At 39.2% G+C, this 11,598-nt stretch carries 10 protein-coding genes and 1 other annotated feature; of the genes, 6 read left to right on the top strand and 4 right to left on the bottom strand.

All coding sequences use genetic code 11. The features are described 5' to 3' along the window. Window positions 1-184 precede the first annotated feature (184 nt). Window positions 185-369: a binding site (T-box leader), on the top strand. 30 nt (window positions 370-399) lie between these two features. Beyond that, window positions 400-1,644, top strand: coding sequence for a tyrosine--tRNA ligase (tyrS, locus tag Q0J48_RS04950; protein WP_296242190.1), 1,245 nt, complete (start codon window positions 400-402; stop codon window positions 1,642-1,644). Here the strand turns inward: tyrS and Q0J48_RS04945 are convergent. Next, window positions 1,641-2,603, bottom strand: coding sequence for a TIGR01212 family radical SAM protein (locus Q0J48_RS04945; protein ID WP_296242188.1), 963 nt, complete (start codon window positions 2,601-2,603; stop codon window positions 1,641-1,643). The two genes, tyrS and Q0J48_RS04945, sit on opposite strands and share 4 nt — an antisense overlap. Before the next feature lie 139 nt (window positions 2,604-2,742). Between Q0J48_RS04945 and Q0J48_RS04940 the strand changes: the two genes are divergently transcribed. Continuing rightward, window positions 2,743-3,414, top strand: a complete 672-nt coding sequence (locus tag Q0J48_RS04940) for a SprT-like domain-containing protein (RefSeq protein WP_296242187.1) — start codon at window positions 2,743-2,745, stop codon at window positions 3,412-3,414. A 10-nt stretch (window positions 3,415-3,424) separates the two neighbouring features. Here the strand turns inward: Q0J48_RS04940 and aroF are convergent, their stop codons facing one another. The 3 genes from aroF to Q0J48_RS04925 all read right to left on the bottom strand — a co-directional run bounded on the left by aroF (window position 3,425) and on the right by Q0J48_RS04925 (window position 6,796). Then, window positions 3,425-4,438: a 3-deoxy-7-phosphoheptulonate synthase gene (gene aroF / locus Q0J48_RS04935; protein WP_296242186.1), complete on the bottom strand. Its 1,014-nt coding sequence runs from the start codon at window positions 4,436-4,438 to the stop codon at window positions 3,425-3,427. Then, a complete protein-coding gene (locus Q0J48_RS04930; protein ID WP_296242185.1) occupies window positions 4,410-5,717 on the bottom strand; it encodes a shikimate kinase in 1,308 nt (435 codons plus the stop codon). Before Q0J48_RS04930 ends, aroF begins: the two co-directional genes overlap by 29 nt. Window positions 5,718-5,893: 176 nt before the next feature. Then, window positions 5,894-6,796 carry a LysR family transcriptional regulator gene (locus Q0J48_RS04925; protein ID WP_296242184.1) on the bottom strand — a complete coding sequence of 301 codons (903 nt, stop codon included), beginning with the start codon at window positions 6,794-6,796 and terminating at the stop codon, window positions 5,894-5,896. A gap of 111 nt (window positions 6,797-6,907) precedes the next feature. Here Q0J48_RS04925 and Q0J48_RS04920 point away from each other — a divergent pair, with 111 nt between their 5' ends. From Q0J48_RS04920 to Q0J48_RS04905, 4 genes are all read left to right on the top strand, one after another. Further along, entirely contained in the window at window positions 6,908-8,902 is a 1,995-nt protein-coding gene (locus Q0J48_RS04920; protein WP_296242182.1) for an NAD(P)/FAD-dependent oxidoreductase, read from the top strand. 22 nt (window positions 8,903-8,924) lie between these two features. Continuing rightward, the gene (locus Q0J48_RS04915; protein ID WP_296242192.1) at window positions 8,925-9,800 is read left to right on the top strand and encodes a shikimate dehydrogenase; all 876 of its coding nucleotides are present in this window, start codon (window positions 8,925-8,927) and stop codon (window positions 9,798-9,800) included. 17 nt (window positions 9,801-9,817) lie between these two features. Next, window positions 9,818-11,014, top strand: a complete 1,197-nt coding sequence (locus tag Q0J48_RS04910) for an MFS transporter (RefSeq protein WP_296242181.1) — start codon at window positions 9,818-9,820, stop codon at window positions 11,012-11,014. 79 nt (window positions 11,015-11,093) lie between these two features. Further along, window positions 11,094-11,597, top strand: a complete 504-nt coding sequence (locus Q0J48_RS04905) for a TRAP transporter small permease (RefSeq protein ID WP_296242180.1) — start codon at window positions 11,094-11,096, stop codon at window positions 11,595-11,597. Window position 11,598: the final 1 nt, after the last annotated feature.

The following is an 11,598-nucleotide window of genomic DNA, read 5'->3' as shown; positions in this document are numbered from 1 at the left end:
TTCCAATTTATAGATATTATACCTCTATCTTCATTCTAAGTTTTAAAAACCATTGATTTTAAAGAATAGCATATCTTTTGATAAATGAATGATATCTCTTCTAAAAAGTTACATTTCTGATTTTTTCAGTATAGAAATTTCGTAGACCCAGCTTGCTTTTTAAGAACATATCTGTATAATTTTAGATACAGCGAGGAAGAGAAAGAGTACACAGAATCTTTCTTTATAGAGAGCAGCTGGGTGGTGAAAAGCTGCAGGAAAATCTGTGGAATACACCTTGGAGCTTCTTTTGACGTAAGTCTGCGTTAAAGACTAGAGTGCATACTTTTTGTATGAAGTAAGGTGGTACCGCGTGCAAACGTCCTTATATTGGGGCGTTTTTTTTATGGAGGATATGCAATGAAATTATTTGATGAATTAAAATGGCGAGGACTGATCGATAATGTCACAAGCCCGGAAGTAGAAGATGCGATCAACAATGAACAGCTGACATTTTATATTGGAACCGATCCAACGGCGGATTCTTTACATATCGGACATTACAGTTCGTTGTTGATGGCTAAACGTCTTCAGATGCATGGGCATCATCCAATCATGCTGGTTGGCGGGGCGACAGGATTTATTGGGGACCCTAAGGCCACTGGAGAAAGAAATATGCTTACGCCGGAAGTTCTGCAGAAAAACTATGATGCTCTGCATGAACAGATCTCTAAACTCTGGGGATTTGACATGGTCAACAACCTGGATTGGACCAAAGACATTACGATCATTGATTTCTTACGAGATTATGGAAAACTTTTCAATGTAAACTATATGATCAATAAGGAAACAGTCAAAAAACGTTTGGATTCTGGGATCAGTTATACGGAATTTTCTTATATGATCTTACAATCTCTCGATTTCTATACATTGTATAAAACTCGTAATTGTACGATGCAGATTGGCGGACAGGATCAGTGGGGAAATATTACTTCTGGATTGGAACTGATTCGTAAAAAGTGCGGAGCGGATGTAAAATGTTATGGTTTGACCATGCCTTTGATCACAAAAGCGGATGGAACAAAGTTTGGAAAGAGCGAAACGGGAACGGTTTGGCTGGATCCTAAGAAAACAAGTCCATACGAGCTCTATCAGTTCTTGTTCAATACTGAAGATACAAAAGTGATTGAATATTTGAAAAAGTTGACGTTCTTATCTGTGGATGAAATCAATGCGTTAGAAGTTTCCTTGAAAGAAGAGCCACATAAACGCGAGGCACAAAAAGCGTTGGCAGCCAATGTCGTAAAAGATCTTCATGGAGAAGAAGGATTGGATTCGGCATTAAAGATCACGAACGCTTTATTTAGAGGATCCTTTTCAGAACTGAATGAAGAACAGAAGTTAGAAGCAGTTGCCCAGATGGATCAAATCAATTGTCCTTGCGGCTTGCTGCTGGAAGATGTATTGGTTCAAACCCATATTGCTTCCAGTAAACGCGAGGCAAGAGAATGGATCAAGGGGAATTCCATTGCGATCAACGGAACAAAGGTTACGGATCCTTTAGCGAAGATCTGCATCGAAAACTGCTGCGTCAAAGATTTTATGATCTTGAAACGAGGGAAGAAAAATTATTACTGCGTTAAATTAGAAGAGTCGGATCACTAAGATATCCGACTCTTTTTTCCTTGCCACGTATTTTCTCGGGCCATTTTTTTATCGATTTCATTAGTAACGATCGTTTTTTTGATCGTCCATTTTGGGGCAATCAAATCATCGGCCATCCCGTCTCCAGTCAATCGTTCAATAATGCAGTCATAGGGCAAATATTCGAGTTGCTGCACTACGACGTCGATATATTCTTCCAGTGAGAGTATAGGGAAAGGAGATTCTTTGTATTCTTTTGCCATCGTGGTATTTTGTATCAGATGAAGCATATGGATCTTGATCGCATCAAAGGGATGCTTGGAAAGTTCTTTGACAGTATCGATCATCTCTTGTTTTGTTTCATAGGGCAAAGAATTAATGATGTGTACACAGCTCTTGATCTCAGTGTTTTGGATTCGATTCAGGGCATCCCATATTTCTTCTGTGGAATGACATCGATTTAAGTTTTGTATCGTTTTTTTATGGATGCTTTGCAGTCCGATTTCGATCCATGTTTCTTTTTCTTTGGCTTTATCTGAAAAATACTGTAAGACTTCATCTTCCAGACAATCTGCTCTTGTCGCGATGCAGACGCCCAAGACATCTTCTCGGGCATAAAACGGATCATAGATCTTTTTAATTGTTTCCAGGTCAGCATAGGTATTGGTATAGGATTGAAAATAGGCAAACCCTAAACAGTCGGGCCATTTTTTTCTCATTCTAGCCAAGCCTTGTTCATACTGGGTTTGCAGATCTTGATCAAATTTTAAGATACTGTCGCCGCTGCCTTTTTCAGAACAGAAAGTACAGCCGCGAGTTCCTTTTGTGCCATCTCGGTTTGGGCAGGTAAAACCGGCATTCAAAGGAACTTTAGCGACTTTTTTTCCATATTTTGTACGAAAATAATAATTCATCGTTTGATATCGTTTATTGTCGTTGGAAAATGGATAAGGGTTATTCATCTCTATCACCGTTACCATACTATCATATTTTAGATATTTCTATAAAACTTTAGAATTTTTGTTCTTTTTGGATTTCATGTACACTTTTTCATGGAGTTATGATATTATTATCGAGCATTAAGGGGACATATTGAGATGGTTTTTAGGAGGCTCATTTATGTCAAAGAAACTTCATTCGACTAGAAAGAGTTCCATTCCGGAATATTCTGTTAAGATAACAAAACAAAAGGGAATTCGTATGCGGGTCACTCCTCAGGGAGAATTGGTCGTTCATGCGAATCCTTTTTGTACTAAAGAATCCATTGAAAAATTCATCCAAGATCATGTTGATGAATTGTATTTTCCACAGAAGAGTTCATCGGTTCGACTTTTCGGCCGCAGTTTTCAAATTCGCAAAGTAACAGGGTCCTCGAATCATGTTTCTACTTGCGAACATGAATTGATCATTCAAGCACAAGATGCGGCATCGATGGAGAAGATCTATCTTGAATTTTTAAAACAAACGGCAAAAGATGTTTTATCGGATATCTCGGATATGATCTTTCTTCGTGTTCAACATATCTTAGAAACAAAACCGAAGATCCAGATCCGGCGGATGTCTTCGAGTTGGGGTGTGTGTCATCCAGAAAAAGGAACGATCACTTTAAATACAGAATTGATCCATTATCCTGTTGAATTTATTGAATATGTGATCTGCCATGAATTCATCCATATGATCGAACCGAATCATTCAAAAAGCTTTTATGATCGACTCAATGAAGTGATGCCGGATTATAAAAGAAGGATCGACTTAATTGAAACAAGCAATGAAAAACAGTATCTGATGTGATACTGTTTTTTTACAATTCTCTTCCAATGACCTGGGCGATCTTCTTTCCTTTTTGAACCAAGCTGGCATATTTGTCAGGCTTTAAACTTTGATCGCCGTCACTCCATGCACATTCAGGATTATCATGGACTTCGATGATCAAACCATCGGCTCCTGCTGCGATGGACGCCAAAGATAAAGATTCAATAAGTTTCCAATTTCCGGCCGCATGACTGGGGTCGATAATGATCGGTAAATGTGTTTTTGACTTTATGATAGGAATGACCGCCAGATCCAGCGTGTTTCGCGTCATGGTTTCAAAAGTTCGAATCCCTCTTTCACAGAAGATTACGTTGGGATTTCCTTCGGACATAATATATTCGGCTGCCATGATCCATTCGTTGATCGTATTGGCTAAACCGCGTTTTAAGAGGATGGGTTTTTTAGTTTTTCCCACGGCTTTTAAAAGATCGAAATTCTGCATGTTGCGGGCACCGATTTGGATGATATCAACGTTTTCAACAAATTCCTCTAAATGCTCGATAGCCATCAATTCACTGACAATCGGCAATCCTGTTTCTTCTCGAGCTTGGCAGAGATCCATGATGCCTTGTGTACCTAAACCTTGAAAGGCGTAGGGACTTGTTCTCGGTTTATAGGCCCCGCCTCGCAACATATCTGCACCACATTCTTTGACTTCTTTCGCAATTCTTAGAATCTGCTCTTGTCCCTCCACACTGCAGGGGCCTGCAATCATTGTCAGCTTTTTTCCGCCGATCTTGATTCCGTTTACATCGACGATCGTATCCTCAGGATGGAATTTTCGATTGACCAGTTTATAAGGTTCGTCAACGCGCTGTACATTCGCCACAATGGGATTGGCCATAATATTTTTTTCATCGACTTTTGATGTATCTCCGACCAATCCAAATACATTATAGTTTTCACCATAGATCACGGTGACCTTTAAATCCATGTTCTCAAAACGATGGATCAGCTTTTCAATTTGTTCTGGTTTAGCTTCTTTTTTCAGTGTGATGATCATTTTGATTTCTCCAATCTTTCTTGACAGCTTGTTCAGCGGTTTTATGGAATCCTTTAATAATTTCTTCTACAGTTTTATCCATTTCTTCATTGTTTAACACAACGACATTGGAGTATTTCTGATAGAGGGGATATCTCTCTTTATGCATCGTGCGCAATGCTTCTTTGCTGGAGGATAACGGGCGATTGGGGTCGCTGGAGATCAGTTTATCAAGATCACGGTCGATGAAGAAAACGATTCCATTTAAACGCAGAGCATCCATGTTGGCTTTATTCTTGATGGTTCCTCCGCCGGTGGCGATGATCACATTATTTAAGGTAGAAAGTTCTAAAGCGACCATAGATTCAAGTTTTCGAAAACCGGCTTCACCACTTTGTGCGAAGATCTCGGGAATGGACATCTGTGCCTTTTCCACGACCACATCATCTAAATCAATGAATGGTTTATTCAGGCGTTTTGATAGAAGCTGTCCAATGGATGTTTTTCCGGCACTCGGCATGCCGATCAAAACGATATTACATTTTTCAATCAAAAGATCATGGATCACAGTATCGATGTCGTCATCCGAAATTTTCTTGCCTGTGATCAATTCGACCGCGTATTTAGTTTGGGCCACTTCCATTTCAATTCCAATCACACGTTTGATTCCGAGTTCCTGGGCATTGAATCCCAATGTGGTCAGGATAGGGTTGTAGATCAGGTCGATCACGGTTTCGCAATTTGAAAACAAAGACATCGCAATCGGGGCGTTTGAAATATCTGGCGACATTCCGACAGGAGAAGTATTGATCACAATATCTGAGTTTAAATGTTTGGCGAAACATTCAATATAAGATATGCTGCCATCACTTTCATTGATGTCCACCACATGGATTTCCGACGCCTGCATTTCTTTGGCAATCACTTGTACAGCGGCACTGGAGCCGCCATTTCCTAAAATCAGGACCTTTTTATCTTTAAAATCGATGTTGTGTCGATGAATCAAATAATAAAATGAATCATAGTCTGTGTTATAACCGTAAGTTTTACCATCTTTGACAACGATCGTATCAATTGCGTGAATTTTTTGAGCGTTGGCACTGGGAATGTCCACATAATCATAGATCATTTTTTTATACGGGAAGGTGATGTTGATGCCTTCGAAATTCTTTTCTTTTACAAATTGGATGACTTGCTCCTCATTCATTTCCACCATTTCATAATCAAACAAACCAAATGCGTTCGAAACTCTCTGTGTGAAGTTTCCTCGTAGATCTTTTCCAATTAATCCTCTTTTCATAACCGTCTCCTTCATAAAATAAAAAGTGTTAACTATATGGAGTTAACACTTCGAAAAGCCCTGAATCAATATGAATGTTTGTGCAGGGCTATGAGTTAAAAAAGTAAAAGTAGTTAGAAGAAAATACTTTCATGTAAAAATAATATCAATTCTTTCATCCAAAATCAAATGTTTTCTTATTCATTTTCAAACTCTTGATTGTTGAAAGTATTATGGATCATGAAATTGATAAACTTATTGACCGAAGGAGTCATATAGCGGTTTTTTAAAGTAGCCATATAGATATTTCTGTCTTCGAGTTTATTTTCAATCTTAATGGTTTTTAGGTCGTAGAGATGGATGATGTTGATATCCGGAACGAGCGCAATGCCGTAGTTGATGGCAACCAAACCCAAAGCAGCCGTATCCTCCACGATTTCACATTGAATATTGGGGGTAATCTTGATTGATTTAAATACTTCATCGAGATACGGACGCAGACCCGATCGTTTTGAATACATGATCCATTTTTCGCTTGGTTTGATTTTTGTAAGGTCAATAGAGTCAAAACGAGCCAAAGGGTGTTTTTTTGAGACCACCAGTACGATTTCTTCTTTGACGACCGGAATGTAGTTGATGTCATTTGTGTTTTCTACTTTCGAACAAAAACCAACATCAAAAACTTGATCTCTTAGATTTTTGATTACGGTGGCCGATGTGTTTTGAAACAGAGTAAAGTGAACACCGGGATTATTTTTTAAGAATTTTTTGATCACATTGGGAATATAATAAGCTCCTAACGTATAAATAAATCCCAGATCGATCGTTCCGGAATCGATACTGGCCAAAGAACGAACAAAACTGTTTCCATGCTGGATCTCGGTCAATCCTTTTTCGATATATTCATAATAGAATTTCCCATATTTCGTTAAACGAATGTTTCGGCCTTGTTTTTCAAATAGAATCACACCCAATTCATTTTCTAATTCACTCATGGCATGCGACAGGGAAGGTTGACTGATGTTCAGCTTTTCGGAAGCATGGGTATAATGTTCGGTTTCTGCGAGAACTTTAAAGTATTTTAAGTAATTATAATTCATATATATATTATAAATAAATCTATAGATAATATCTATAAAAAACGATAGTTTTATTAATTGTTTGCATGATATCGCTTTCATATAATATAACTGCGAAATGGAGGAGAATATATGCAGAAGTATACTTCACTATTTAGTCCTATTCAGATCAAAGACGTCGTGATGAATAATCGAATCGTGATGACGCCGATGGGTACTAACTTTGGTGAAACAGATGGTGGTATGAGTTTCCTACATATCAATTATTATGAGCAGCGTGCACAAGGCGGAGCCGGATTGATCATCGTAGAAAATGCTTGTGTTAAATTTCCGGAAGGAAGCAATGGAACAACACAAATTCGAATTGATCATGATAATTTTATTCCTCGCTTCTTTAAACTTTGTGAGAATGTTCATAAGTATGGAACAAAAATTGCGATCCAATTAAATCATGCGGGAGCAAGTGCTGTGGAAAGCCGTATCGGTATGCAGCCGGTGAGCGCCAGCAACCTGCCGAATAAAAAAGGCGGTGCTGCTCCTAGAAAATTAAGTGTAGAAGAAATTGAGTCAATTGCGGATGACTATGCAGCTGCCGCAAAAAGAGCACAGATCATCGGATTCGATATGATCGAGATCCATGCCGGTCACTCTTATTTGATCAGTCAGTTCTTGAGTCCTTTGACAAACGATCGTACGGATGAATACGGCGGATGTCCGGAAAACCGTGCTCGTTTTGCGAAATTGGTCATGGAAAAAGTTCGCCAGGCTGTGGGTCCACGTTATCCAATCATTTTACGAATCAGTGCGGATGAGTTGCTGGAAGGGGGAAATACTTTAGAGGATACTTTGGAACTTCTTGAATATTTCCAACAAGAAGCAGATATGATCGATGTGTCGGCAGCTTTATCCGATTCGATCCATTATCAGATCGATGCGAACTATTTACCAGATGGCTGGCGTTCTTACATGGCAAAAGCTGTGAAAGAAAAATTCAACAAGCCGGTGATGACAACTGGAAATATTCGTGATCCAAAAGTAGCCGAAGATATCTTGGAAAGAGGAGATGCCGATTTCATTGGAATGGGCCGTCAGATGATTGCGGATCCAGCTTGGCCAAATAAAGTTAAATATGGCAAAGAAGATGAAATCAGAAAATGTATCTCTTGTAATATCGGATGTGCCGGACATCGTATTGGTTTAAATCGCCCGATTCGTTGTACAGTCAATCCGGCTGTGAATTCCGGAGCCGATTATTATAAAGAAAAGATCAAGTCTCCATGCAACGTTGTTGTGATTGGCGGCGGAACAGCGGGTCTTGAAGCCGCTTGTACTGCAGCGGAAGTGGGATGTACTACATTCTTGATTGAAAAAGAAGATCACTTAGGGGGATTGGCAAGCAAGATCTCACGCATTCCGGAGAAATACCGTGTTGCATATTTCCCAGAATATTTGATCAACCGCGCCAAGAAATTAAGAAATCTGATTACATTCACATCGATGGAAGCCAGTCTTGATTTTATTGACAATTTAAAACCGGATATTATTGTCAATGCGACCGGATCCACGCCTTTGCTTCCACCAATCAAAGGACTTCATGAAAACCTGGATAAAGACAATAACAAAGTAAGTTCAATCTTGAAGATGATGGATTCGATTGAAAAGTATCCAGAAGATTGTTCGAACATGCATATTGCTGTAGTCGGTGGAGGAGCCGTTGGTTTGGATGTTGTTGAATTCTTTGCGAATCGCGGAGCTAAGACAACGATCATTGAGATGCAGCCGCAAGTTGGTAAAGATCTTGATCCGGTTACGAAATCTCAAGTCAGTGAAATGATCGAGAAACATCATGTCAACGTTATGGTCAATACGGCCTTACAGGAAGTATGTGAAGATCATTTTGTCGTGAAGGTGAACGATGAACTTCAAAATATTGATTTCGATCTTGGATTTGTTTGTTTAGGAATGCGCAACTATTCTCCGATCTATTCGAGTCTATGCGAATATTATCAAGATCGTAATGTAGACATTATCAATATTGGAGACAGTGTGCGAGCTCGTCGAATCATTGATGGTGTGGCCGAAGGGCGAAATATTTTGAGCGTATTGAAGAAACGCGAACTTTTATAGGAGGAAAACTAAAATGGGTAAAATTACAGAAAGAATCACTGGACATACTGAATTGATCGGATTGATCGCTTATCCAATTCGTCATTCTAAAAGTCCGACAATGCACAATGAAGCATTCAAAAAATTAGGGCTGGATTATGCATATCTTGCATTTGAAGTAGATAATTCAACATTGGAAGACACTGTAAAGGGATTCCGTGCCATGAAGGTTCGCGGATGGAATGTATCTATGCCAAACAAAACAGTGATCGGTCAATATTTGGATCACTTGTCTCCGGCTGCTGAACTTTGTGGTGCCGTTAATACGGTTGTCAATGACAATGGGGTTTTAACGGGTCATATCACAGATGGTATCGGATTCATGACTGCTTTAAAAGAAAGCGGTGTGGATGTGATCGGTAAAAAGATGACAATTGCCGGTGCCGGAGGAGCGGCTACGGCCATTGAGATCCAGGCGGCTTTAGATGGTGTAAAAGAAATCTCGATCTTCAACCGTAAAGATGAATTCTGGGCACGTGCTGAACAGAATGTAAAAAATATCAATGAAAAAACAAGCTGCAAAGCAACTTTATATGATTTGGCAGATCATGAAGCTTTGCGTCGCGAAATTGAAGAATCTTATATTTTCATTAATGCAACAGGTGTAGGTATGAAGCCTTTAGAAGGGCAGATGGTCATTCCAGACGCATCCTATCTTCGTAAAGATTTGATCGTAGCTGATACTGTATATTCTCCTAGAACCACTAAGTTACTGGAAACCGCAAAAGAAGTAGGATGCGCCAAGGCCATCAATGGAGAAGGAATGATGTTATATCAGGGAGCAGCCGCATTTAAAATGTGGACTGGTCAAGATATGCCTGTAGAACACATTAAAGATGTGTTAGATATTCAATTTTAATAAAAAAGGGAGATATTATGAAGAACAAGAAATTTTTACCAAGTGCATTTGTGTTGTACTTAACCTATTTTGTGCACGGAATCGGATGCTCTGTTTTGGGGCAGGCCGTGATCAAAGAAAGTCTTGCCGGACAATGGGGTTATTCAGATCTGGCTGCAGGTATCGGAGCCGTTACGATGGTAAGTGCTTCTTTAGGATTGGGTCGTTTGATCACTTTACCATTCTCCGGACCTTTATCGGATAAATTAGGAAGAAGACCTTCTACAATTATCGGTATTATTTGTTATGCGATCTTCTTCTTTGGAATTGCGTTCTCACCAAATATGACAGTAGCTTATATCGCTGCCATCTTTGGAGGAGCGGCTAACTCGTTCTTGGATACAGGTGTCATTCCTGCTTGTGTTGAGATCTTAGAACCTAGAAGTTCTTTGGCTACTATGGGAACTAAATTCTTTATCTCTGTTGCACAGTTGTTGCTGCCATTTATGTTGGGATTCATTGCCGCAAACAACATGAGCTACAATACGATCCTGATCGTTACGGGTATTGCGATCCTTGTTGTGGGTGTCTTGACTTTGTTTGCACCACTTCCAAAGTCAGAAAAAACTACAGATGGTGAAAAACAGCCAGGTTTGATCGCAAATATCAAAAGTTCTAAATTTACGATTGAAAGTATCGCATTGATCATTATCGGTTTCACTTGTACCGCAACATTCCAGTTATGGTTGAACTGTGCACAGACATTTGCCAAAGATCTGGCTGGCATGGCGGATCCTAGTATTATGCAGACATACTATTCTTCGGGAAGCTTATTGGCCATTGTCGTAACGGCTGTATTGGTCAACAAAATCAAAGGTGTACGTTTCTTGCTGGTATATCCGGCAGTTACATTAGTGACTTTGATCGCCGTGTTGATGTTCCCGTCAGAAGGTTTGTGTTTGATTGGAGCTGCTCTTGTTGGATATTCGGCTGGAGCCGTTATCTTACAGTTGGTTACCGCAACTTGTAACGATTTGTTCCCTAAGATCAAGGGGACGATCACAAGTATCGTTATGATCATGTCTTCTTTATCAAACTACACGATCTTGACTTTGGCTGGAACTATGGATTCAAGCTCGATTATGATGATGAATATTGTCATTACAGCAATTGGAGTATTATTAGCACTGTTTGTCAATTTAAGATATTCCCGTTTGGTTGGTTCAAACAACTAATTGATTTTAAGCAACAGTCAATGATTTCTTGGCTGTTGCTTTTTTAAAATGATATTCTATAAGTAAGGAAAGTGATCATATGAAAGTCTTAAAATGGTTAGATGATAATTTTGAAGAAACCTTACTGATTATTCTGTTGGTATGTATCACATGCTTGATGGGAGTACAAGTCTTTTGTCGATACATATTGAATAACTCATTGACATGGTCGGAAGAACTCACGCGATATTTATTTATCTATATGTGCTTTATTTCCATCAGTTACTGTATCAAGAAGTGGATCTCCATCAAGATAGATCAGTTTATCAACTTATTTTCCAATAAAGCGTATGTTTACTTACAACTGATCCTAAATATTATATTGTTTGTATTCTTTTTGTATTTAAGTGTACACGCATATATTTTCCTGATCCAAAGTATACAATCGGATCAGTTGTCACCTGCTTTGCAGCTGCCGATGTACTATGTACAGTTTGCGCCGCTTTTGGGATTTGGATTGGCAACGATCCGTTCTTTCCAGCAGGTCGTTTTGGAAATGCATAAAAAAAAAAAAAAAAAATGGGTAAGGGAGGGAGCCGAATAAT

This window comes from uncultured Faecalicoccus sp. (assembly GCF_944325745.1).
In the GTDB taxonomy this organism is placed as follows: domain Bacteria; phylum Bacillota_I; class Bacilli_A; order Erysipelotrichales; family Erysipelotrichaceae; genus Faecalicoccus.
The sequence above is the reverse complement of the archived record's forward strand: the minus strand, read 5'-3'. Positions and strand labels throughout refer to the sequence as shown.